We start from the raw sequence: 23,496 nt of genomic DNA, 5'->3' as shown, positions 1-23,496 counted from the left end.
TGCCATGACAGCAAAACGCACCCGCTCGCCTACGCCGCCGACCAATGATGCCGCCGCAGCCTTCGACGACCTACGCAGCGAAGTATCCCTTCTCCGCGCCGCAATCGAAGGGCTCACTGCCGCCAAGGACAAGCTGCCGGACTACTCGCCTACACTTCGCGCCATCGAAGCGCGTCTCGACCATATCGATCAGCAAATCGAAAGCATCCATGACAAGCCGGCGATGCGGCTCACGCCGCTGACCCTGGCCGCCGAGAGCCACGAAGCAGCGAGGTCTTATGGAGCCGAGGATCGCAAATCGGTCGGGCAAGCCCGCGAGGAGCTGGCGCGGTCGCTTGGGCGCGTCGAGGGCATGATCGAGCAGAAGCGATCGAATGCGGAACAGGATTGGTGGGTGACCTGGGTCGGCATGGGTGGATTATTGTTCGGGGCATTTTTGGCTTTGATCGGCGTTGCGGTCTGGGGGTAACTCCGCTCAGCGCGGCCGCTTTGCGCCTCATGTCGGTCGTTGCGGCTTTTGGCGACCAGTGCCCGAAAGCGGACATTCGCTTCTCGACGATCAAAGGCGGCCGCGCGCCCGATGTTCCCGGGGACGCCGTTCAGGCCTCGTCTTCATATTTGAGCTCAAACCTGATCTTACCGCGGAAAGGTTCGATGGGTTCGGCTGCCGTGATGACATAATCGGCATCGAATGAGGACAGCGCCTCGGGCGTCTCGAACGAGAAGCTGAAGGTGTCGAGAACCTCTTCGCGGTGATGTTTGAGATCGCGAAAATGAAAGGATACCCGCCGGGCTTCGGGGTCGATGTCCATCGGGCGAACCAGCGAAGACATATAATCGGGGAAACGCGGCGCGGCGATCTCCGGTACCGAGAAAGGGTATAGCGCCGGCGCCGGCGGCGAGGGTGTTTTGGGCGGTTCGGGAAGCGCGCCTCGATCTCCGAAAAAGGTGATGAAGTCCGGAAACTGTATTTCGAGATCGATGTCGGTGGCCGGCGCCGTGCCGATATTCTTGAGCAGGAGGTCCACGTCCAACGACCGGATCATCAGGCGCTCATATTCCTTCTGTTTGTCGAGGTAGCGCTCGTAACTGCGATAATAGGCTTCGACCTTCTCGTTATGCGCGGCGCGCTGCTGGCGCGACCAACGTTCGACCGCCTGCATGTTCGACACAGGGATGACGGGCGGCGATGCGCTTTCTCGTCCGAGATAGATGATGTCGGGCGGAGGGTCGGGGTCAAGGAGGGGCGTTCGTTCCTTAATCTGGTCGAGCGTTGCGAAGCCGCGCAGGCTTGGCTCGCGCCGCGCAACGTAAATGCCTCCCTCCTCGGTTGCGCAGTCCACCACAAGCAATGGCTCGCGAACGATCGGCTTCGCGGCTTTGACCTGTTTTGCGGCCTTGAGGAGCGCGGGCGCGATCACGCCCGTAAATTTCTCCTTCAGAGCTTGGGCAGCTTCAGCCTTCTGCTCGTCGCTCGCATCGCGGTGCAATTTGTAGGTGACCGGCTGGCGCCAATGGCGAAGGTCAAACGGCAGCTTGGCGAGCGCCGCACCCTCGGCCTGGTTCATGACGAGCACGATGCGCTCGTTCCCAAGGACCTTGAGCGCATAGCCGAGCTCAATCATGACATTGGGGTTAGGCACCATCTTGCCAGCCCTCGTCGTGGCGATCGGCGTGAGATCGGCGACGAAGACGGCCGCCCCCTCAATTTTCTCGAGGATCTTGTCGGCGATCTTCGGAGACCCACCGACACCGAGCGTATCATAATCGACTTCGATGCGGTTCGACCTGACATCGTCTTCGCCGGTTTCTGCTGAAGCCTCCGGCCGCTCGGCTTCGTCGGTGTCGTCCTCGCCCTTGAGTTCCTCCGCGATGCTACGAAGCACCTCCCGCACGAAATAGCGCCCCGTCGGTTGGTGCGTGTCGCTTTGCCAGGACCAGAAGATTTTCATTCATTCCTCATGGCAAGAAACATCGGCGGGCGGGAGTGAAATTCGTCGCGACACAGATCGGCGAATGGCAATGCGCCAATGGATATCGGGTGGTTCGCCAGGGCGCTTTCCCTATTCCCCTCTTACACATCACCAGGAAAGCAACACTGCTCATTCGCCCAGAAACTCGACTAACGCTTCGATCCGAACGGGGTATGGCACCCACAAAAGGGCCAAGATTAAAGCAACATAGACTGCCGCAACAGGGACGACTGACAGCCGGTAGACCCATCGAGCCTTCGAGATCGGCTGCACGACAAGCTCATTCCATTGTGCTGCCGACATGAACGCATAGAGGCGTTTCCTCCACTGCTCCCGGACGCCTCTGGCGAGGACATCGAAACGCCAGTTGGAGAGCACTGTCGTGACCAGGCTTGCAAAGAGGAGGGCCGCGGCACTTAAGGCGATAAGATTTACCATCGTCGCATTGGCCGTCGCAGTGCGCAGTGCGAATGCCGCGCCGGCGATGGCAGCATCTCGCCAAAGGGCAGTGAGAAGGTCGCGCGTCGCGGTCTGGGTGCGAGACACCTCATCCTGTAGCGCCTTGCGGAGATCCCCGAGCGACTTGATCGCCTCTTTACTGTCCTCTTGAAGATGAAATGCAAACGCCTCGCGCGCGCTCGCCAGAGAATTCTGCAGCACCTCGGCCAAGCCGAGGGGCCACACATCACCATCTCGCCAATATAGCGCCAAATGATTGTTAAGCAGATGAAATTTCGTCTCCGTATCCCGTCGCTGGTCGTAGATCCAGCGCACGGCATCGGTCAGCGCATCGAACATTGGTGCCACCGACTGGGTGGCATTCACGTCGGCGAAGGCCGATCGAGCGCCTTTTAATACGACCTGGAAGCCGTCGTTAGCAGACCGGATTTCGGTTGGCAGGCAGAAGGCGAGCTGCTTTGCAGCCTGCTCCTTCCATGTTGCGAAGACGGCAGACCCGTCGTCACCGGGAACGGTGAGATACCATGGCCCGACATCACTCGGGGCCAGATGGTGGCTTTGATCGCGCACCAACCGGCGCGGGCTATCGAAAATATCCGCCGGGCCAATCGGGTCCGCCATGGCTCCCCAGGGCGCGTAAACGCATTTTTGCGTGGCGAACGGCAGAAACTCGTCCGCAACCCAAATCTTTCTGACACCAAGTATGAATGGATCGCGGCCGAGGGCCGCTTCGAATCCGGCGTGCGTAAGAAAATAGGCGTCGTCCGGCCCCGATTTCTTCGTCAAGCGGACGGATACCGTCTCGCCTTCGATAGCCGAGACTGGCTCCGCACCGAGATCGACCTTCCCGCTGATGTCTGCATAGACTTCGAGGCTCCCTAGATCCGAACCGGAAAGGGTCGAAGCCAGCTGTGCAATCCGTGTCAGGTTGCCTTCGGACAACCCGGCAACCTGGTCGGCTCGGCAGATCGTCTCCGTTTCGCTAAAGGTGGCGCCATCGGTTCCAGCCAATCGCTGAAACAGGTCGCCGAGCTCAATCATCTCCTCAAGGGTCATAGGCTGCTCAACCGGCGGGTCGTGATGGTGACAACGGTTCCGGCATCGGTGTTTGCCGTTTTAAAGGTGTCCGAAGCCTGCTCCGGAATCTCGATCTTCACGCCCTCCGCGGTCTTATACTTTTGTGGCCGCCGCTTTTTCACGGCACCTTTGTCGAATTTGAATGCCTCACCCTGCATTCCCTTCTTTACTAGGAGCTTATCAAAGCTTGCGCGGACATTGGTGCTGCCATGCGAACCGAAAAACTCAGAGAAAAAATCATTTGCATCAAATCTCTCGCGCTTCTGGACAGTTTCATAATAGCGGTCGCGAATGTTCTGCGTAATTTCATTCGGTAGTTCGTCCTGGTGCCTTTTGGCGATTTCGACGACAACGGCCTCCACGACCTTAGTCATCTGCTCATCGTCATAGAGCCGCTTGCATGCGAGAAATCCCCGGAAAAAGTCCGTAATCTCATGTCTGACGGTCTTGTCTATGACGACGATACTCTCGGCATCGTCCAAGATTTCGATCAATGCCGATTTCTGCAATGCGTCAGGTGATTTGGTGAACGAGTTCGCGATCGCCTTGAGGATGGCCTTCGCATCATCCGTGATGTCGTAGGTCACGGCCTCTTCATGATCATATTTTAGGAGCGACAACAGTCTGCGCTTGCCGGTGGATAGTTGCATCAGAATCATGACGCCAGCTTTGATGCGCTTGTCCCTGCCGGCATGGAATGCCTGTGCCAACGTCTTCGACACCGGAACAAATGCCTTGTCGTCATCCAGTATCTGTTTGAGCAAGGTTCTCGTAATCGACCCATCGGCAAACAGGAACCGGTTGCCTTTCAACGTCTCCATGGCTCTCGCTAGAAAAAAGTCCTCGAAGTCGCCGATCGGCGTCTCGTCGAGAAGTATCGGCTCGTCAGTACGCTGATGGACGACATGAAAGATGAACTTGTCGATCGAGAGATTTCCGATCTCTTCGTCTGAAAACTGCACTTGATTCCCCCCCAATGAATTCACGCGGAGCGCAAGCTACAGATTTCGTTCAGGAACGCAATTCGTTCTCATTATGTTCTATATTAGGCGGCAGGGGTTAGCAAGCCCGCAGTGAACGAGGTACGGCGCCCGTTGGTGCGCGAGAGGAAGAAAAACCGAAATCTGCCGGGCCGCTGGCGGCCGCCAGCTAGCGCAAAAGAAGCTGCGAGCGCCATCAAATCTGGGTAAGGATTGCGCTGGTTGCCGCCATCTTCCATGTAGGTTGTTGATGGCTTGCCAAGCATACGCTCATCCGAGTGTGCAGCGGATGCCACGGCAGGTTCGATAGTGTTGTTGTACAAAGCTGCTTGGCCGTTAATGGCCAGCGGCAGACGACGACGCGGTTCCCATGATCGATGACATGGCGGATACCCTCGGGGAACATCCTCTGGAAGATAAGTCCTATTTGACTTGAGGCGCGCCCTTTCCGCTCGCTCATACTGACATCGATCATCGGCGTGCTATGACATTTTGCGGCATCGCCAGGGAGAGAGAGCAATGAGCATACTTGAGTTTGTTAATCAGGATGTACTCGACGACCTTGACGAAGATCCAAACACCGCTTTCATGCAACTCGTAAACGCCGCGCAACGCAGCCTTTCTTCCAAGATCGATGCCCTCGATCCTGACAATCAATATGAGTGGCAGAAAATTGAGGAATTTCGATACAGCTTTATGAATGTCGTCGTGGCAGCCGGCAAACGCTTCGAGATCGAACCGTTTCATTCGATGCAGGTGCCACAATACTCGAATTTTCGCGATGCTGACCATCGTCAGTTTAAGTCTGACCTCGATCATTATGTGACCCAACTCGTTTTGGATAATAGCCTTCGCGCGAAGCGCGACACGGTCGAGGTGCTTCCGAAGACGAAGGACCAGTTGAGGACTTACGTCAGCGGCCTCAGGCAGTGTGTCGAGAAGGGAAATATGAGCGCCGCCAAGCGCGAAGCGCTGCTGAAGAAACTCGACGCCTTCGAAGCTGAGTTGGAGAAGCGTCGACTCAACATGATGGCCGTCGCGCGATTGACCTATCTTGTTCTAAGTGTGCCTGGCACCGTTTGGGCATCGGCAGACATAACGCACAAGCTGACCACCAATATTATGCAGACCGTGGCGGAGGCGAAGGCTGCAGAGGAGGAAACGAAGCAGCTTCCGGCCGCCGCTCCACCGAAAGCTCTAAGTGCTCCCCGCAAACCTCCGACACCGCGGCCGCCGTTTGATGATAACCTCGATGACGACGTGCCCTTTTAAGCCGTGCTATCATCAAAGCTGTTGAATGTCCGCTTCTCTAGGTGTCCGACCTAGAAGCTGCCAGTCTCCTAACGGCCATTAACCGCGATACCGCGCCTCGGACAGATCGAGCTCGCGGATCAGTTTTCGGGCCACCTCGCTACCGATCGCGCGAGCGCGGCCAAGCTTCACCAGTGCTTCGCGTTCGGCTTTGACACCGACCAGCTGAAATTCCCGGATGAGTTGCTCTTCCGCCCGGCGTGCCTCGGAGAGGCCCTGGCTGCGGCTCTCGATTCGCTCGCGGTAAAAGTCCATGACGCGCGCGCCCGCGGCGGCATAGAGGTCGGCTTCGCCATGATCCTCGGACAAGGCGTGCTGGCGCCGCTCGATCGCGCGGATGGCTGCTTCGGCCGTTGCTACGCGAGCCGCATCCTCCTCGGCCTGTTTCGATGGTTCCGGCGGCATCACCAGCCCCTTGAGCAACAACGGCAATGCGACGCTGGCCAGGACCAGCGAGACGATGATGACACCCGCCGCCAGAAAAATCGCAAGATCGCGCGCCGGAAAAGCTGTGCCATCGTCGAGCGCCAGCGGCAGCGTCAGTACGCCTGCCAAGGTGATCGCCCCGCGCACGCCGGCGAACGACATGGCGGCAACCAGTCGCCAGTCGGGGCTTTGAAGGCCGCTGTCCTTGTCGCGCTTGCGCAAGATGGTGAGCCTCAGGGAAACCCACACCCAGAGGAAACGCAGCGCCGCCAGTCCGGCCACGATCGCGATCACATAGATGCCGAGCCACCAGGGTGCGCTGTGGCCGGTCAGCGTCACGGTCTCTTTCGCGCCAGCGAGGATCGCGGGCAGTTGTTCGCCGAGCAGCACGAAGATGATGCCGTTAAGCGCGAACTGAATCGTGTCCCACACCGAATTACGCCGCATCCGCGTGACCGCCATCGCCTGGCGCGATATTTCCGCGAAGCTCATGGTCACGCCCGCGCTCACCGCGGCAAGGATGCCCGAGGCGTGAAAATGCTCGGCGAGGAGGTAGGAGCCGAAGGGGATCAGCAGGCTGACGAGAACCTGTGAGCCCGTATCCTCGCCCCAGCGCTTCGTCACCCAGGCTTTGACGCGGGTCACGGCCAGCGTGACCGCGACGCCGATCGCCAGTCCCACGCCCGCGACCCACAGGAAATTGAGCGCGGCGGTGCCGGCCGAGAAGGTGCCGGTCAGCGCGGCGGCGATGGCAAAACGCAGGCAGACGAGCCCCGACGCATCGTTCAGCAGCGACTCACCTTCCAATATGTGCATCATCCGCTTGGGGATCGGCACGCGGGCCGCGATGGCGGAGACCGCAATAGGATCGGTCGGCGATACGACGGCGGCGAGCGCGAAGGCGACCGCCATCGGCATCGCCGGGATCATCCAGTGGATGAACAGGCCCATGCCGACGACTGTTATCAGGACGAGGCCGAGCGCGAGTTCGACCACCGTCGAGACGTCTTTCAGCAATTCATCCTTGGGAATGCGCCAGCCGTCGAGGAACAGCAGCGGCGGCAGGAAAAGCAGCAGGAACAGTTCGGGGTCGAGCTCGACGCGGTAGGATGTCGATAGACCAATGCCCGCTCCTAGCAGGATCTGCACGAGCGGGGTTGGCAAGGATATGGGGAGCATTCGCGATATCGCGCCGCTGACGACGACGGCCAGCAGCAGAAAGAGGACGATCGATACCGTATCCAAGAAATTTCGCTCCATTTTGCGGGTTGCCGGCCATCTAAAAGGCGGGACGTTGTCAGGGCAACCCTTTGCCGTTTCCGTCCGGGTGGTCGGGCATCGGGTTTTCTTCGTTCGAGGTGCGCCGTTCCTTCACGAACCCGTGCATGCCGAACCACCATTGCAAGGCGATGGTCGCGCCCTTCGCGGGCTGAAGAATGCCGATCATCAGTATCAGCATCGACGACACGATGATCGCGGCCAGGGCGGCCAGTGACAGTGCCGTCTCCTGAACGAGCGCGATGATGATCGGCGCCATGATATGCCCGGTCAGCAGGATCGACACATAGGCCGGGAAATCATCAGCCTGCTGATGGGTCCAGTCTTGCCGGCACCGGGGGCAAGTCGCCACCGGTTTGAGGAAGCGATGAAAGAGCTTCGCATCGTTACAACGCGGGCATCGGCCTCGCGCGCCGCGGGCCATCGCCTCCCAACCGGAGGATGGAAGCGCAAAGTCTTCGCCTTCCGGATCCTGATCGTTCGGCGGCGGAATCTTCCTGGTGATGGGGCGGTCGAATGGCGACACCATGAAATCCGGCATCAGCCGCGTTCTCCGCGGAAAATCTGCGAACTATAATCTTGGCGGACACAAGTCACGGTTGATCGATTGCTTGGCATGATCGATATATACAGTATTAGATGATGGTGTTAAGATTGATAAATGATGTATCAAACATCGAGGAGCTGATATGATCACCTCACAGCAGATGCGGGCCGCGCGTGCCCTTCTTGGGATCGATCAGCGTCAACTCGCCGAACTGGCGGGCCTCTCTCTTCCGACCATCCAGCGGATGGAAGCATCCAATGGCCAGGTTCGCGGTGTCGTCGATACCTTGGTTAAGGTGATCGGCGCGCTCGAAAGCAACGGCATCGAACTGCTTGGCGAATATTCTTCGAGCACCGGGCAGGGGCGTGGCGTGCGACTGCGCGAAGCGGCCCTCGCCGATCCCGCGCGGCCCGGGCGCGGGCTTCTTTCCGCCAAATTTCCGAGCCGGCCCGAAATTCGGTGAAACCCGAGACCTATACGCCGAAGCTCCTGACGGTCTTTCGCGAGGGTTATTCCGCCGCCACCTTCCGCGCCGACGCGATCGCCGGCCTGACGGTCGCGATCGTCGCCTTGCCGCTCGCGATGGCGCTTGGAATCGCCAGCGGCGCCTCGCCCGACAAGGGACTGATCACGGCGGTTGTCGCGGGGTTCCTGATCTCGGCGCTCGGCGGATCGCGTGTTCAGGTCGGCGGCCCAACCGGCGCCTTCGTGGTCGTGATCTTCAATGTGATTGCGAGCCATGGTTATGACGGGCTGCTCGTCGCCACACTGCTCGCGGGGATCATCCTGATCGTCGCCGGGGTGCTGCGGCTCGGGCAGATGATCAAATATATCCCGCATCCGGTCGTGACCGGTTTCACGGCGGGTATAGCGGTGATCATCGCCTCGAGCCAGGTGAAGGACTTCCTTGGTCTTGCGATCGACAAGGTTCCCGCCGACTTCCTTCCCAAGTGGCAGGCGTATCTTGGAGCGTTGCCGAGCGCGAGCTGGGTGACCATCGGCGTCGGCGTCGGCGCGCTGGCGCTTATCATTATGCTGCGCCGATGGTCGCCGCGCCTTCCCGGCTTCCTGATTGCGGTGGTGGCAAGTTCATTCGCCGTAGCGCTGCTCAATTTCCCGGTCGACACGATCGGTTCGCGTTTTCCCGATATCCCGGCGGGTCTTCCGATGCCCTCGCTGCCGGAGATTTCGTTCGCGAAGATCAATGCCGTCCTGCCGTCGGCGTTCACCATCGCCTTTCTCGCGGGGATCGAGGCGCTGCTATCCGCGGTCGTCGCCGACGGCATGGCGGGCACGCGGCATCGCTCGAACCAGGAACTCATCGGGCAGGGTGTCGCCAATATCGGCTCCGCACTCTTCGGCGGGCTTCCGGCAACGGGTGCGATCGCCCGCACGGCGACCAACATCCGCTCGGGTGCCAAGACGCCCGTGGCGGGCATGATGCATGCGGCTTTCCTGCTGCTCTTCATCCTCTTCGGTGCCGACCTGATGGCCTATGTTCCGATGGCGGCGCTCGCGGCGATCCTCTTCATGGTCGCTTGGGGTATGAGCGAATATCAGCGCTTCCTCGCCTTGCTGCGGATGCCGAACAGCGATCGGGCGGTGCTGCTGCTCACCTTTGGGCTGACGGTGCTTGTCGACCTGACGGTCGCGATAGGCGTCGGCGTGACGCTCGCATCGCTGCTGTTCATGGCGCGCATGGCCGAAACGGTTGAGGTCGATGGCAGCGGCAAGCGCGATGCCGAACTCGACGTCGAAGACCTCGATCAACGCGATGATTTGCCGCCGGGTGTCGAGGTGTTCCGGATCGCGGGCCCCTTCTTCTTCGGCGTTGCGGGCGAACTGCTCGACACGCTGCGCCGGTTGGGACAATCGCCGCGCGTCATCATCCTGCGCTTGCGGCTCATGCCGCTGCTCGATGCGAGCGGGGCGCAGGCGCTCGAAGAATTTGTCGAGCAGGCGCGGCTCGCCGGGGCCGAGATCATCCTGTCCGGCGTGCAGCCGCAGCCCCGTTCGATGCTCGATCGTGTCGGGCTTGGCGAAACATCGGCGAAGGTCTCGCATGCGGCCGATTATGCGCACGCGCAGTCGCTCGCCGCCGAGCTACTCGCAAGGAAGTGAATGCGGTGCCCGCCTCGCCCTGAAAACCGGACGCATCGGCGCGACCGATCGGCCGTCCAACCCCAATGGAGCATGAAATGACCCACGATAATGAATATGTTTATGACGAGGAGAGCGGCGAGTGGATGCCCGCCTCCGAACTCGCCGCCCGGCAAGCCGCCGCGGGGCAGATCGAGGTGCGCGATGCGGTAGGCAACATCCTCCAGGACGGCGATCAGGTGGTTCTGGTCAAGGACCTCGACGTCAAAGGCGCCGGCAAGACGCTCAAGGTCGGGACCGTCATCAAGTCCATCCGGCTGACCGGCGATCCGCAGGAAATCGACTGCCGCCACGAGGCGATCAAGGGTCTTGTCCTGCGAGCCGAGTTCGTGCGCAAGCGCTGAATCTTCGCCGCCGCCGGCCTTCCTACGCGGGCTTACATGATGCGATGGCGGATGACGGTCTTGGTCGATCCGCACAGGCCGCACGATGCTTTGCCGCGGTCGAACCTCTTGTCGTCGCCGAGGTCGCGCGTCACCGCGTTGGCCTGGCTGCGGACCGACAGGTTGAGCCGGTCGGTGATGCAATCGTCGCAGGTCGCCGCGCCTTCTAGAGATTCGATCAGCTGCTCGATCTGTCCTGCTATCGTCATCCGCCGGGGCATAGACCTGCCATAGTCATCGTCGTTGCTCGCTGAAAGATCGAATATCTGGTTGAGGCTGATATGGCGCCCGCTTACATTCTCGAATGACGTTTAAAACATCAAATATCAATCTTAACAAGCCAAGAAGATATTGTATATGTACATTGTGCCCGCTGATGGGTCACCCGGCTGGGAACGTCGAATGCGGTCATTCCAATCGCAATCGGGGCTTCGCCCAATCCGGTCCGATGGGCGCCCCGCAGGGCCAGAAAAACATGGTGCTTGTGACATGACCTCTCCACCCAGCCCGAAGCCGACTGTCCGCAACCATGAATTCTACCTGGCTCGCATGAATGCCTGCCAAGCAGAGGCAAGTGAGACGTTGCTCCCGAATGTCCGGGACCGGGCCCTCCGGGCGGCGGCGGCGTGGCAGGAGATGTACAACAAGGCTCAGCAGTTTGACGAGAAGCGGCAAGGACGTTGACCCTGCGGGGACGTCGTGACCGCGGCGGGGCGCTGTTTTCGCTGAAGGTCGTTTCGGACGGGAGGCAAATATGACGACATTCCTGATCATCCTTGTCACCGTTTTTCTGCTGGTTTTGTTCGTTGGCGTCACCATTGCCGGCGGACGGGCGCACGATCGGCAAAATGAACATCGCGACGATGACAGATAGGGCTGCAGAATGCTTCGAAGCCGAGGCCGACTTGGCCTGCGGACCCGAGACAGCTCAAGACCTGCATGGCGACGATTGGGTGAGAGCCGAGCTTGATCATTTTCTCGATCACCTCGACGATAACGACCGGGATCAGCGTCATTTTGAACGATATGGCACCGACAGTGACGATCCAAATCTGATCGAGCAAAGCGGATTGGACGCCCCGTTCATCTTCGAACTGGGCACTATGCGAAGCCTCCTCGCAAATTGGGCCTTTGTGCAAAGCATAATGAGCATCGACGATCCGGACAGGCTGATTCTCGACTATACGCGCCAGATGATGGGGTTCCTGCTGTTCAATCCCTCTCCGCAGACGATCGAGATGATCGGACTCGGTGGCGGATCGCTGGCAAAATATTGCTACAAATATCTGCCCGATGTCTCGATTACCGCAGTCGAGATCGATCCCGAGGTCATTGCCGTTGGCGACCAATTCTTCATGCCGCCCGAGGATGATCGCTTCGAGATAGTCTGTGATGACGGCGCCGCGTTCGTCAAGCGGGACGCAGGAACCTGCGATGTCTTGCTCGTCGATGGCTTTGACAAGGACGGGCAGCCCGCCGAGCTCTGCTCTTCGGAATTTTACCGCGATTGCCATTCGCGGCTGAATCCGGGCGGGGTCTTCGTGGTCAACCTATGCGATCATCACTGGAAGCATGCCGCAATTCTGTCCCGCATACGCCAGTGCTTCGGACTGGTTATCGATCTTCCGGTCAAAATTGGAATGAACCGGGTCATATTTGCATTCAGGGACGAACGACCCAACCTCAACCATGCGACGATCCAGCGGATTGCCCGCGATCTCGACCAAGCCCATCCGATGTCCTTTTCGCCGCTGGCGAATGAAATTCTGCGCAGGCTAAAGTCTCTCGATCGTACCGCCGCGAAGGCGGGATCTGGTTATGGCGCATCGCAGTCCCTATCGATGGCCCGGCTGTGGTCTGCCGATTGAGTTTCGGCGCCGCTGCGTCGGATATGGTCGGCCGACCAGTCGCACCACGCGCGGGTTAACGCCCGCCTTGATGCCCACCCGACGTTTGGGCGGCGGGAAAGCCACTCGATATTCTTGCCTCGCGGCCGATTTTCTCGATGGCCGCGGCATTTATCTCTGGCGGGATGCGGCAGTTCAATAGGTAGACATCGCCGTGAGAAGATCCAGATGGCCAAAAAAAGGGACGCGGTTCTGAACCGCGCCCCTTCATCAACTTTTTTTGGGAAGCTCAGCCCTTGCAGGGGCCGACATTGGTGCTGGTGACCTGCATCTGCATTTCCATGTCGCCGCCGCCCATCGGCGACTTGCCCTTCGAGGTAACGAGAACGTCGGTCTTCTTGGTGTCGAGAGTTCCGGCGAGGGCGAGTTCGACCTTCTGCGCACCTTGTGTGCAGGTGCCCGCGACGTCGATCTTGCCGCTGCCGATCTCGTTCTTGCTCCAGGTACAGGCGTCGCCGTAGCCCTTCGATAGCGCGCTGGCGACATCTTCCTTGTCGGCCTGTTCCTGCGTGAGGCACTGCTCGGTGCCGCTGGCGGCCGCGAGCTGCTTCGACATCTGGTTTTTCACATTATCGGGAACGCCCGGCATCTCGAACTTGACCAGCTTGATGTCGGTCTTCCAGTTGCCGGCCTCGCGCTTCACCATCCGGGCCGACGCAGCCGCCGTATTCTCACTCTTGCCACAGCCGCTCAATGCCAGCGCCGCGCCGAACGCGGCGACCGTCAAAAACTTCTTCATGCTTCGATGTCCTTTTCGATTGCTGTTCTTGGCCCCTCCCGGAAGGTCGCAATTGCTTCACTTTCTGAGCGATCGCGAGCGGGCATGTATCAAGATTTCAATGGGATGCACGCCCAAAGCGGCGAGAAGGCTATATGTCCAGGAACATTCCGCGAAATATTCGGGGTATCGATGCCCATCGCTCATGTTTCCGAGTGCATCGTCAAAAGACAGATCGCACATGCATCGCGTCATTCGTCGCTGGCTGTCGATCGGTGCGACCGAGAGCCGATGGTCTGCGCCCACCACTTGACGGCGCGCACGCAACGTCCGCTCTCTCAAATTCGCGCCCAGAAGCAGACTGCCAGCAACCGGCCAGGTTCAGCGGTTACATTGGCCCGCGGCACTCAGATGGCCGTCGTGACCGAAATGGGGTGGCAAGCGACCGCTGCGGAATAGATTTCAGGCGAGCACTTTTCCGAATCGAGCATTCAATTTCTGTGCCCGAAAACGCCTCGCATGGGCCGGCCAAGGATTGCCCAAAACCTTATCCAGCTTATCATTTTGTGAATCGAACAAGCGTTAGATGATCAGAAATGTGGGGGGGAGTGTGGGGGTAAGTATTCGGATTCTTTATAAAAATAATATAATATCAATGCTTAACGGTTAGGTTCGAATCCAGCCCTGCCACCACCGCCCCGCGAGGGCGCTGCAAATCCCTGAAAGCACAGGCTTCCGATCTTTCGTGGCTCTTGATGATCGGCCGCGCGTCCCGCATTCTCGGCGCATGAGCAAGCCCAGCCAGAGCCCCAAGGGGCTGCGCCAGTTCCTCGATATCGAACAGCAGGCCGCGTGGCTGGAGGGGCGGGCGGAACCCGCCGACGTCGAGGAGCGGCACGATTCGATCGAGCAGCGGATGAAATACGCGCCTCGCTTCCAGAAACTGCTTCGCCGGCCGCAGGCGTCCGGGCTGTTCGAGATACTCGAGCGATATGGCCGGACGTGCATTCCCATCCCCCGCGCGACGGAGCGCGCCTATTGGTCGGTCTCCTGCCTGCCATCGACGTCGGACAAGCCGCTGGTCCGCGTCAACGCAAGCTGGATGGAGCTGTTCACCCTCTACGCCGACGGCGACGATCTTCGCGCGCGGTTCATCGTGCATCTTTCGGACCTGACACCCGGCGGCGTGCTCGTGCCCGAGGCGGTCGACGCGGCGCTGCTGGAGCAGTGCGTCCGGGAGCCCGGGAGTGTGAGCTGGTCCTCTCCGGAAGGGCCCGACCTCTCGATCGTCAAGATCCGTGGTACGGCGTCGATCGGGGACTTCCTCACGGCCGATCGTGCTGTGCGCATCATCCGGCGGTTCAACCTGACGCACATGAACCGCGGCAGGAACGCCTATCAGGCCAGCCACTCCTATAGCGTGGCGGACTATATGCTGGGGGAAGGCGCCCGCTGAGGCGGTGATATCCGGCGCGATCAAGCACACCGAGCGGGGCGGCCGCGCTCAGTTCCAGTCGCGCGCGAGGAAACGCGCCTTTGCGCCGCCGAGGACGGCGATGGCGCGATCGATGTTGCGCTCTTTCGCCGCATCCGATTTCAGATTGGCGAGGTAACGCAGGACTTCTTTCCGGAGGCTGGGCTGGAGGCTGTCCCATCGCGCCTTGACCCCGGCGTCTTGGTCGAGGCGCGTGGCGAATTCCGGGGGCATGTCGTCCTGCGGGCCGCTGCGATAGTCGGGATCGAAAAGGACCGAGACGTCGACGGTGTCGCCGACATCGGTGCCCGATGCCTTGCGGACAACGCCGTCGAGATAGAGATAAAAGCGCCCGTCGCCCGCCGGCATCATGTTGACCCGCCACGCGGGCTCCGGCTGGCCGTTCACCTGCACCAGCACGGGCAGGGGCTTTTTCCAGTCGGGCTTGATCCGCCGTGCCCGCGCAGCGCTGACCATCACAACGGGATTGATCCCCCTGTGTTCGATCTTAGCCCTGAATTGCATCGGGTCCGGGTCAGCCGATCGTGCTGGCGAGTTCGCGGTTGAGCCACAGCGCGACGAGCGTGCCGATCGCGCCCGAGAGCAGATAGGCGCCCGCGGCGATCAGCCCGAACTGGCTCGACAGCCAGAGCGCGACCATCGGCGCGAAGCCGGCGCCGAACAGCCAGGCGAGGTCGGAGGTGAAGGCCGAGCCCGTGTAGCGGTGGCGCGGGTGGAAGTTCGACGAGAGCGCGCCCGACGACTGGCCGAACGAGAGGCCGAGCAATGCGAAGCCGAGGATCATGAAGGTCGCCTCGCCGATCTCGCCCGCGTCGAGGAGCTGCGGCGCGAAGCCGCTGAACACCGCGATGGCCGCGGCGGTGCCGGCGAGCAGGGTGCGGCGCCCGATGCGGTCGGCGAGATAGCCCGACGCGATGATCGTCCCGATCCCGACGACCGCGGCGATCGCCTCGATCATCAGGAAGCGCACGGGGGTTTCGTCGGTGAACAGGAACACCCACGACAGCGGATAGACGGTGACCATGTGGAACATCGCGAAGCTGGCGAGCGGCGCGAAGGTGCCGATGACGATCGTCTTCCATTCCGACCGCACCGTTTCGAGCAGCGGCGCGGGCTGGAGCGCGCGATTCTCGAACAGTTCGGCATATTCGGGGGTGACGACGATGCGCAGCCGCGCGAAGAGCGCGACGACGTTGATCGCGAAGGCGACGAAGAAGGGATAGCGCCAGCCCCACGCGAGGAAATCCTCCGCCGGAAGCGCCGAGATCAGGAACATGAAGAGCAGGCTGGCGACGATCAGGCCGAGCGGCGCGCCGAGCTGCGGGATCATCGCGTACCAGCCGCGCTTGTTCTCGGGCGCGTTGAGCGCGAGCAGCGAGGCGAGACCGTCCCACGAGCCGCCGAGCGCGACGCCCTGTCCCATGCGGAACAGCGCGAGGAGCAATGCAGCGCCGATCCCGATCGACTGGTAGCCGGGCAGGAAGGCGATCGCCGCGGTCGATCCGCCGAGCAGGAAGAGCGCGATGGTGAGCTTGGCGCCGCGGCCATAGGCGCGGTCGATCGCGGTGAAGATGATCGTGCCCACGGGGCGCGCGACGAAGGCGAGAGCGAAGATCGCGAACGACCAGAGCGTGCCGGTCAGCGGGTCGAGGTGCGGAAAGACCAGCTTCGGGAAAACGAGCACCGACGCGATCGCATAAACGAAGAAGTCGAAGAATTCGGATGTCCGGCCGATGATGACGCCGATCGCGATTTCCGCAGGGTCGATGCGGTGGCCGTCTTCATGGAGGGCGCGGGCGTCGCGTTCGACCTCGGTGGTGGGGACGGTATCGGCAGCCATGGCAACAATCCTTGAGCTGGCGCCCTCCGCAAGACAAGATGCGGCGGCACGAGTCGGTCATAGGGCAAAATCGCCCGGAATGAAAATGCCCCTGCGCGATGATGAACGGTCGCGGGATTGGACAAAATGTCCTATGTGCACTGCAACAAAGGAGGCCTAGGCGCGCATCATGCCAAGCAATCTCCCCCGTTTTTCCGCCCGATTGCGGCTTTTGCCGCTGCTCGCCGCGCTGCCCCTGCTTTCGGGCTGCGGGTTGATCGTGCTCGACCCGGCCGGCGACGTTGCGCGCCAGCAGGGCGACCTGATCGTCCTGTCGACCGTGCTGATGCTGCTGATCATCGTGCCGGTGATGGCGCTGACGATCTTCTTCGCGTGGAAATATCGCGCGTCGAACAAGGAGGCGACGTACAAGCCCGACTGGGACCATTCGACGCAGCTCGAGCTCGTGATCTGGTCGGCGCCGCTGCTGATCATCATCTGCCTTGGCGCGGTGACGTGGGTCGCAACGCATCTGCTCGATCCGTACCGCCCGCTCGCGCGCACCGCGCCGGGCAAGCCTGTTGCGGCCGAGGTGAAGCCGCTCGACGTGCAGGTCGTTGCGCTCGACTGGAAATGGCTGTTCATCTACCCCGAACAGGGCGTTGCGACGGTGAACGAGCTGGCGCTGCCGGTCGATCGTCCAATCCGTTTCCGTATCTCGTCGTCATCGGTGATGAACAGCTTCTATGTGCCCGCGCTCGCCGGGCAGATTTATGCGATGCCCGGCATGGAAACCAAGCTGCACGGTGTCTTCGACAAGACCGGCAATTATGAGGGCTTTTCGGCCAATTATTCGGGCTGGGGCTTTTCGAACATGCGTTTCGCGGTGAAGAGCCTGCCCGCGGGCGAGTTCGACAAATGGGTCGCGACCGCCAAGGCTTCGGCCGAAGGCGACCTCAGCCGCGCCGAATATCTGAAGCTTGAAAAGCCGACGCACAAGGAACCCGTTCGCCGTTTCGCCGCGAGCGATCCGCAACTGTTCGACGCGGTCGTCAACATGTGCGTCGAGCCCGGCAAGATGTGCATGCACGACATGATGTCGCTCGACGCCGCGGGCGGCGCGGGGATCGCGGGCATCCAGAATGTCCGGCAGGTCACCTATGACAAGTTCGCGGCGCGCGGCACTGCGGAGGCGGCGCGCTGGAGCATGCGCTATGTCGCGGCCTATTGCAGCTCGCCGGTGATGTCGAACGACCGCCCCGACGCGAAGCCGGTGGCGCCCGAAAAGCTAAAGGGTGAGGGGCTTCCCCATCCTGCCAAGCCTGAACGCACGGCGCTGCGCGCACCCGCTGCCGCCGATCGCCCGATGTCCTGAACGAGACCCCCATGACCATCCCGCATCCCGCACCCGAAACCGGTCCGATCCTCGGCAAGCTGTCGCTCGAGGCGCTGCCGCTGCACGAACCGATCCTCGTCGTCACCTTCATCGGTGTCGTCCTCGGCGGCATCGCCGTGCTCGGCCTGATCACCAAATTCCGCCTCTGGGGCTATTTGTGGAAGGAGTGGTTCACCACCGTCGACCACAAGCGCATCGGGATCATGTACATGATCCTCGGCTTGATCATGTTCCTGCGTGGCTTTGCCGATGCGATCATGATGCGTATCCAGCAGGCGATGGCCTTCGGCGGATCCGAGGGGTATCTGACCCCGCACCATTATGACCAGGTGTTCACCGCGCACGGCGTGATCATGATCTTCTTCGTCGCGATGCCGTTCATCACCGGGCTGATGAACTATGTCGTGCCGTTGCAGATCGGCGCGCGCGACGTCAGCTTCCCCTTCCTCAACAATTTCAGTTTCTGGATGACGACCGCGGGCGCGGTGCTCACGATGATCTCGCTGTTCGTCGGCGAATATGCGCAGACCGGCTGGCTCGCCTATCCGCCGCTGTCGGGCATATCCTACAGCCCCAATGTCGGCGTCGATTATTATATCTGGGGCCTCCAGATAGCCGGGATCGGCACGACCTTGTCGGGCATCAACCTGATCGTCACGATCCTGAAGCTGCGCGCGCCGGGCATGGGCCTGATGAAGATGCCCGTCTTCACCTGGACGAGCCTCTGCGCGAATATCCTGATCGTCGCGTCCTTCCCGATCCTGACCGCAACGCTCGTGCTGCTGACGCTCGACCGTTATGTCGGCACGAACTTCTTCACCAACGACCTCGGCGGATCGCCGATGATGTATGTGAACCTGATCTGGATCTGGGGTCACCCCGAGGTCTATATCCTCGTGCTGCCGCTGTTCGGGGTCTTCTCCGAAGTCACCTCGACCTTCTCGGGCAAAAGGCTCTTCGGCTATACGTCGATGGTCTATGCGACGATCTGCATCACGATCCTGTCGTATCTTGTCTGGCTGCACCATTTCTTCACCATGGGGTCGGGGGCGAGCGTCAACAGTTTCTTCGGCATCACGACGATGGTGATCTCGATCCCGACAGGCGCCAAGCTCTTCAACTGGCTGTTCACCATGTATCGTGGCCGCATCCGGTTCGAATTGCCGATGATGTGGACGGTCGCCTTCATGCTGACCTTCGTCATCGGGGGCATGACCGGTGTGTTGCTCGCGGTGCCGCCCGCCGACTTCGTGCTGCACAACTCGCTGTTCCTGATCGCGCACTTCCATAATGTGATCATCGGCGGCGTGCTGTTCGGCCTGTTCGCGGCGATCAACTATTGGTGGCCCAAGGCCTTCGGCTACAAGCTCGACGTCTTCTGGGGCAAGGTCAGCTTCTGGTGCTGGGTCGTCGGTTTCTGGGTCGCGTTCACGCCGCTCTATATCCTCGGCCTGATGGGCGTGACGCGGCGGATGCGCGTGTTCGACGACCCGAGCCTGCAAATCTGGTTCGTGATCGCGGGCATCGGCGCGCTGATCGTTGCCGCGGGCATCGGTGCGATGCTGGTCCAGTTCGCGGTGAGCATCTGGCGCCGCAAGGAATTGCGCGACGAAACCGGCGGCGATCCGTGGGACGGCCGCACGCTCGAATGGGCGACCAGCTCGCCGCCGCCCGACTATAATTTCGCCTTCACGCCCGTGATCCACGATCTCGACGCGTGGTACGACATGAAGAAGCGCGGGCATCAGCGGCCGGTCGATGGTTATCGCGACATCCACATGCCGAGCAACACCGGCACGGGGATCATCCTGTCGGGCTTCTGCCTCGTCATGGGTTTCGCGCTGGTCTGGCACATCTGGTGGCTCGTCGCTCTGAGCTTTGTCGCGACGATCGCGGGCGCGATCTATCACACCTTCAACTACAAGCGCGATTTCGACATTCCGGCGGCGACGGTCACCGCGGTCGAGGAAGCGCGCACCCGCCAGCTGGCGGCCGGAGCCTGATGCGATGAGTGCCAAGACGATGACTGCGGACGAACCCGTCCAGTTCTACGACCTCGACGAGCATGCGCATCCCGAGGGGCACAGCACGATGCTGGGCTTCTGGATCTACCTGATGAGCGATTGCCTCATCTTTGCGATCCTCTTCGCCTGCTATGCCGTGCTCGGCGGCAGCTATGCCGCGGGCCCCGCGCCGAAGGATCTGTTCGACCTGAAGCTGATCGCGCTCAACACCGCGATGCTGCTCTTCTCGTCGATCACCTATGGTTTTGCGGTGCTCCAGATGCAGCAGGGCAAGGTGAAGGGCGTCCAGATCTGGCTCGCGATCACCGGCCTGTTCGGGCTCGCCTTCCTCGGGATCGAACTTTACGAGTTCCATCACCTGATCGAGATCGGCGCGACGCCGCAGCGCAGCGCCTTCCTGTCGAGCTTCTTCACCCTCGTCGGAACGCACGGGCTGCACGTCACCTTCGGCATCGTGTGGCTGGTGACGCTGATGTTCCAGCTGTCGAAGCACGGCCTCATCGCCGCGAACAAGCGCCGCGTGATGTGCCTCAGCATGTTCTGGCACTTCCTCGACGTCGTGTGGATCGGCGTCTTCACCTTTGTCTATCTGATGGGAGTGCTGCGATGAGCGCCGATCCCCACAATCACGCCGCGCACGGTCCTCACGAGATCGAGATGCCGCACGCGACGATGCGCGACTATGTCATCGGTTTCGTCCTGTCGGTGATCCTGACCGCCATCCCCTTCTGGCTGGTGATGACGATGCCGCTGAGCGCCGGTGCGACGGGCGCGATCATCATGGGTTTTGCCGTGGTCCAGATCGTCGTCCACATGGTCTTCTTCCTCCATATGACGCCGAAGGCCGAGGGCGGCTGGTCGCTGACCTCGCTGATCTTCACCGTGATCGTCGTCGTGATCATGCTCGCGGGTTCGCTGTGGGTGATGCACCATCTCAACACCAACATGATGCCGATGCCGCACGAGCCGACCAGTCAGACGGCGGGCCAGGCGCTTTGACCCGCACCCGCCGCGCGGCCTTTGCCGCTGCGGCGCTGATCGCGGCGCTGGCGCTGGCCGCGCTCGGCGTCTGGCAGCTCGAACGGCGCGTCTGGAAGCATGAGCTGATCGCAGCGGTCGACGCGCGTATCGATGCGGCGCCGGTGGCAGCGCCGGGGCCCGACGCATGGACCCGGATCGATGCGAAGCGCGATGCCTATCGCCGCGTGACCGCGACGGGCGTTTTCCGGCACGACCGCGAGACGCTGGTGCAGGCGGTGACCGACCGCGGCGCGGGTTATTGGGTGCTGACGCCGCTGGAAACGCCCGGCTTCACCTTGCTGGTCAATCGGGGTTTCGTGCCGACGAACCGGCGCGATCCGGAGACTCGCGCCGCGGGCAATCTCACGGGGACCGCGGCAGTGACCGGTCTGCTTCGCGTTACCGAGCCCGGAGGTGCTTTTCTGCGCACGAACGATCCGGCAAAGGACCGGTGGTTTTCGCGCGATGTCGCCGAAATAGCGAAGGCGAGGGGGCTTGCCCGGACCGCGCCCTATTTTGTCGACGCCGATGCGAAGCCCAGCCCCGGCGGCTATCCCGTCGGCGGGCTGACCGTCGTGCAGTTTCGCGACCATCATATGGTCTATGCGCTGACGTGGTTTGCGCTTTGTGCGCTCAGCCTCTTTTTTGCGTGGCGGCTGTGGCGTATTCGGGATTGATGACCCAACCGGCGATCCTGTCCGAAGGCCCTGCCGGCGCCAGCGCCGGCCGCCGCAACATGGCGCTGCTGATCCAGTTGCGCTGGCTCGCGGTCGGGGGGCAGCTCGCGACGATCGGCATCGTCAGCGGCCCGATGGGCATATCGCTGCCGCGCGCGCCCTTGCTCGCCGCGATCATGGTGCTGGTCGCGATCAACTTCGCGAGCATCGCGCTGCTCCGCCGCGGCCGCGCGGTCACCAATATCGAGCTGACCGCGGCGCTCTTGTTCGACGTCGCGGCGCTGGGGTGGCAGCTCCATCATAGCGGCGGGCTCGCCAATCCCTTTGCCTCGCTGTTCCTGCTCCAGGTCGTGATCGGGGCGATCCTGCTGACCCCGCGATCGTCGTGGGCGATCGTCGTCGCCGCGCTCGCCGCGCTCGCCACGCTGCGCGTCGATCCGACGCCGCTCGTCCTGCCGCCGCGCTATGCTGCCGACCCTATGGAGCTGTATCTGCAGGGCAGTTTCGTCTGTTTCCTGCTGATCGCGGTGCTGCTCGTCGCCTTCGTCACGCGCATCAGCCGCAATCTGCGCGACAGCGACGCGGCGCTCGCGACGAGCCGCCAGCGCGCGGCGGAGGAGGATCATATCGTGCGCATGGGCCTGCTCGCATCGGGCGCGGCGCACGAGCTGGGGACGCCACTGTCGACGCTGTCGGTGCTGATCGGCGACTGGAAAGCGGCGCCGCGGTTGAAGGACGACCGCGAATTGCAGGAGGACCTCGCCGACATGGATGTGGCGGTTCAGCGCTGCAAGGCGATCGTCAGCGGCATATTGATGTCGGCGGGCGAAGCGCGCGGCGAGGGGCCGCAGCTGACGACGATGCGCGCCTCGTTCAACGAGATCGTCGCGCACACGCGCGCGGTGCGCCGTCCCGGTACGGTCGAATTCAACGACCGCTTCGGCGCCGATGTCGCGATCGTGTCGGACCCCGCGCTGCGGCAGGTGATCGGCAACATCCTCGACAATGCGGCCGAGGTGTCGCCCGACTGGACAAGCATCACGACGTCGCGCGACGGCGATATGCTGGTGATGGAGATCGCCGATCGCGGGCCGGGGTTCAGCGCGGAGATGCTGGAGAATTTCGGCCAGCCCTATCGATCGACCAAGGGGCGTCCCGGCGGCGGTCTGGGACTGTTCCTGCTCGTCAACGTGTTGCGCAAGCTCGGCGGCGGCGCCAGCGTGTCCAATCGCGACGCAGGCGGCGCGCTGGTGCGGATATTCCTGCCCATCTCGGCGCTCGCGCGCGGCAATGGAGATGCGACATGAGCGAGCGGCGGCAATTGCTGATCGTCGAGGATGACGAAGCCTTCGCACGGACGCTCAAGCGCTCGTTCGAGCGGCGTGGTTATGACGTGCGCGTTGCGCACAGCCCCGACGCGCTGGATGAGCTGCTCACCGACTGGCGCCCCGGCTATGCGGTCGTCGACCTGAAGCTCGGCGGCGCGTCGGGGCTAGCGTGCGTCCAGACGCTGCGCGCGCTCGATCCGGCGATGCGGATCGTCGTGCTGACGGGCTTTGCGAGCATCGCGACCGCGGTCGAGGCGATCAAGCTCGGCGCCTCCTATTATCTCGCCAAGCCGTCGAACACCGACGATATCGAGGCGGCGTTCGAACGGTCCGAGGGCAATGCCGACGCGCCGCTCGATGCGCGCCCGACGTCGATCAAGACCGTCGAGTGGGAGCATATCCACCAGACTTTGGTCGAGACCGATTTCAACATATCGGAGACCGCGCGGCGGCTGGGGATGCACCGCCGCACCTTGGCGCGCAAGCTGGAGAAGCGGCAGATCCGCTGAACGTCGTGC

General features: G+C 61.7%; 23 protein-coding genes. 14 read left to right on the top strand and 9 right to left on the bottom strand.

From position 1 onward, the window contains the following. The first annotated feature begins 4 nt into the window (after positions 1 to 4). The gene (locus ACIPPQ_RS08355; RefSeq protein ID WP_446543661.1) at positions 5 to 469 is read left to right on the top strand and encodes a hypothetical protein; all 465 of its coding nucleotides are present in this window, start codon (positions 5 to 7) and stop codon (positions 467 to 469) included. A 130-nt stretch (positions 470 to 599) separates the two neighbouring features. On the opposite strand, the gene ACIPPQ_RS08350 is transcribed toward ACIPPQ_RS08355, so the two are convergent. The 3 genes from ACIPPQ_RS08350 to ACIPPQ_RS08340 form a co-directional block, all read right to left on the bottom strand. After that, complete coding sequence (locus tag ACIPPQ_RS08350; protein ID WP_446543660.1) at positions 600 to 1,952, bottom strand: hypothetical protein; 1,353 nt, start codon at positions 1,950 to 1,952, stop codon at positions 600 to 602. Between the two features lie 150 nt (positions 1,953 to 2,102). Then, a complete protein-coding gene (locus ACIPPQ_RS08345; protein ID WP_446543659.1) occupies positions 2,103 to 3,488 on the bottom strand; it encodes a hypothetical protein in 1,386 nt (461 codons plus the stop codon). Then, the gene (locus ACIPPQ_RS08340; RefSeq protein ID WP_446543658.1) at positions 3,485 to 4,471 is read right to left on the bottom strand and encodes a nucleoid-associated protein; all 987 of its coding nucleotides are present in this window, start codon (positions 4,469 to 4,471) and stop codon (positions 3,485 to 3,487) included. Before ACIPPQ_RS08340 ends, ACIPPQ_RS08345 begins: the two co-directional genes overlap by 4 nt. 537 nt (positions 4,472 to 5,008) lie before the next feature. Here ACIPPQ_RS08340 and ACIPPQ_RS08335 point away from each other — a divergent pair. Then, a complete protein-coding gene (locus ACIPPQ_RS08335) occupies positions 5,009 to 5,761 on the top strand; it encodes a hypothetical protein (protein ID WP_446543657.1) in 753 nt (250 codons plus the stop codon). A gap of 78 nt (positions 5,762 to 5,839) precedes the next feature. On the opposite strand, the gene ACIPPQ_RS08330 is transcribed toward ACIPPQ_RS08335, so the two are convergent. Both ACIPPQ_RS08330 and ACIPPQ_RS08325 read right to left on the bottom strand, forming a co-directional pair. Beyond that, positions 5,840 to 7,471 carry a Na+/H+ antiporter gene (locus ACIPPQ_RS08330; RefSeq protein ID WP_446543656.1) on the bottom strand — a complete coding sequence of 544 codons (1,632 nt, stop codon included), beginning with the start codon at positions 7,469 to 7,471 and terminating at the stop codon, positions 5,840 to 5,842. Between the two features lie 52 nt (positions 7,472 to 7,523). Continuing rightward, positions 7,524 to 8,045 carry a DUF983 domain-containing protein gene (locus ACIPPQ_RS08325; protein ID WP_446543655.1) on the bottom strand — a complete coding sequence of 174 codons (522 nt, stop codon included), beginning with the start codon at positions 8,043 to 8,045 and terminating at the stop codon, positions 7,524 to 7,526. Positions 8,046 to 8,193: 148 nt separating this feature from the next. Between ACIPPQ_RS08325 and ACIPPQ_RS08320 the strand changes: the two genes are divergently transcribed. From ACIPPQ_RS08320 to ACIPPQ_RS08310, 3 genes are all read left to right on the top strand, one after another. Continuing rightward, positions 8,194 to 8,514 carry a helix-turn-helix domain-containing protein gene (locus tag ACIPPQ_RS08320; RefSeq protein ID WP_324071886.1) on the top strand — a complete coding sequence of 107 codons (321 nt, stop codon included), beginning with the start codon at positions 8,194 to 8,196 and terminating at the stop codon, positions 8,512 to 8,514. Beyond that, a complete protein-coding gene (locus ACIPPQ_RS08315; RefSeq protein WP_446543654.1) occupies positions 8,511 to 10,172 on the top strand; it encodes a SulP family inorganic anion transporter in 1,662 nt (553 codons plus the stop codon). Before ACIPPQ_RS08320 ends, ACIPPQ_RS08315 begins: the two co-directional genes overlap by 4 nt. A gap of 77 nt (positions 10,173 to 10,249) precedes the next feature. Beyond that, positions 10,250 to 10,555, top strand: a complete 306-nt coding sequence (locus ACIPPQ_RS08310; RefSeq protein ID WP_446543653.1) for an alkylphosphonate utilization protein — start codon at positions 10,250 to 10,252, stop codon at positions 10,553 to 10,555. Between the two features lie 32 nt (positions 10,556 to 10,587). Here ACIPPQ_RS08310 and ACIPPQ_RS08305 read toward each other — a convergent pair whose 3' ends face one another. Continuing rightward, complete coding sequence (locus ACIPPQ_RS08305) at positions 10,588 to 10,803, bottom strand: hypothetical protein (protein ID WP_446543652.1); 216 nt, start codon at positions 10,801 to 10,803, stop codon at positions 10,588 to 10,590. Between the two features lie 639 nt (positions 10,804 to 11,442). On the opposite strand from ACIPPQ_RS08305, the gene ACIPPQ_RS08300 reads away from it, so the two are divergent. Continuing rightward, positions 11,443 to 12,462 (top strand): fused MFS/spermidine synthase, encoded by a 1,020-nt coding sequence (locus tag ACIPPQ_RS08300; RefSeq protein WP_446543651.1) that lies wholly within the window; start codon positions 11,443 to 11,445, stop codon positions 12,460 to 12,462. 268 nt (positions 12,463 to 12,730) lie between these two features. On the opposite strand, the gene ACIPPQ_RS08295 is transcribed toward ACIPPQ_RS08300, so the two are convergent. Continuing rightward, entirely contained in the window at positions 12,731 to 13,240 is a 510-nt protein-coding gene (locus ACIPPQ_RS08295) for a DUF3617 family protein (RefSeq protein ID WP_446543650.1), read from the bottom strand. Between the two features lie 766 nt (positions 13,241 to 14,006). On the opposite strand from ACIPPQ_RS08295, the gene ACIPPQ_RS08290 reads away from it, so the two are divergent. Beyond that, a complete protein-coding gene (locus ACIPPQ_RS08290; protein WP_446543649.1) occupies positions 14,007 to 14,675 on the top strand; it encodes a hypothetical protein in 669 nt (222 codons plus the stop codon). A gap of 48 nt (positions 14,676 to 14,723) precedes the next feature. Here ACIPPQ_RS08290 and ACIPPQ_RS08285 read toward each other — a convergent pair whose 3' ends face one another. Continuing rightward, on the bottom strand, positions 14,724 to 15,218 hold the full coding sequence (locus ACIPPQ_RS08285) for a YdeI/OmpD-associated family protein (RefSeq protein WP_446543648.1): 495 nt from the start codon (positions 15,216 to 15,218) through the stop codon (positions 14,724 to 14,726). 10 nt (positions 15,219 to 15,228) lie between these two features. Continuing rightward, on the bottom strand, positions 15,229 to 16,554 hold the full coding sequence (locus tag ACIPPQ_RS08280) for an MFS transporter (protein WP_446543647.1): 1,326 nt from the start codon (positions 16,552 to 16,554) through the stop codon (positions 15,229 to 15,231). Between the two features lie 169 nt (positions 16,555 to 16,723). Between ACIPPQ_RS08280 and cyoA the strand changes: the two genes are divergently transcribed. The 7 genes from cyoA to ACIPPQ_RS08245 are packed head-to-tail and all read left to right on the top strand — an operon-like array spanning position 16,724 to position 23,487. After that, positions 16,724 to 17,908 carry a ubiquinol oxidase subunit II gene (gene cyoA, locus ACIPPQ_RS08275; RefSeq protein WP_446543646.1) on the top strand — a complete coding sequence of 395 codons (1,185 nt, stop codon included), beginning with the start codon at positions 16,724 to 16,726 and terminating at the stop codon, positions 17,906 to 17,908. Between the two features lie 11 nt (positions 17,909 to 17,919). Further along, the gene (cyoB, locus tag ACIPPQ_RS08270) at positions 17,920 to 19,932 is read left to right on the top strand and encodes a cytochrome o ubiquinol oxidase subunit I (RefSeq protein WP_446543645.1); all 2,013 of its coding nucleotides are present in this window, start codon (positions 17,920 to 17,922) and stop codon (positions 19,930 to 19,932) included. Positions 19,933 to 19,936: 4 nt separating this feature from the next. Further along, positions 19,937 to 20,563, top strand: coding sequence for a cytochrome o ubiquinol oxidase subunit III (gene cyoC, locus ACIPPQ_RS08265; RefSeq protein WP_446543644.1), 627 nt, complete (start codon positions 19,937 to 19,939; stop codon positions 20,561 to 20,563). Next, complete coding sequence (cyoD, locus tag ACIPPQ_RS08260) at positions 20,560 to 20,952, top strand: cytochrome o ubiquinol oxidase subunit IV (protein ID WP_446543643.1); 393 nt, start codon at positions 20,560 to 20,562, stop codon at positions 20,950 to 20,952. Before cyoC ends, cyoD begins: the two co-directional genes overlap by 4 nt. Beyond that, positions 20,949 to 21,650 carry an SURF1 family protein gene (locus ACIPPQ_RS08255; protein ID WP_446543642.1) on the top strand — a complete coding sequence of 234 codons (702 nt, stop codon included), beginning with the start codon at positions 20,949 to 20,951 and terminating at the stop codon, positions 21,648 to 21,650. Before cyoD ends, ACIPPQ_RS08255 begins: the two co-directional genes overlap by 4 nt. Further along, complete coding sequence (locus ACIPPQ_RS08250) at positions 21,650 to 22,957, top strand: ATP-binding protein (protein WP_446543641.1); 1,308 nt, start codon at positions 21,650 to 21,652, stop codon at positions 22,955 to 22,957. The genes ACIPPQ_RS08255 and ACIPPQ_RS08250 overlap by 1 nt, the downstream gene beginning before the upstream one ends. After that, positions 22,954 to 23,487: a response regulator transcription factor gene (locus tag ACIPPQ_RS08245; RefSeq protein WP_446543640.1), complete on the top strand. Its 534-nt coding sequence runs from the start codon at positions 22,954 to 22,956 to the stop codon at positions 23,485 to 23,487. The genes ACIPPQ_RS08250 and ACIPPQ_RS08245 overlap by 4 nt, the downstream gene beginning before the upstream one ends. Positions 23,488 to 23,496: the final 9 nt, after the last annotated feature.

The sequence above is a fragment of the Sphingopyxis sp. LARHCG72 genome (assembly GCF_052871675.1).
Note: the sequence above shows the minus strand (reverse complement) of the source record. Positions and strands in the feature narration are given on the sequence as shown.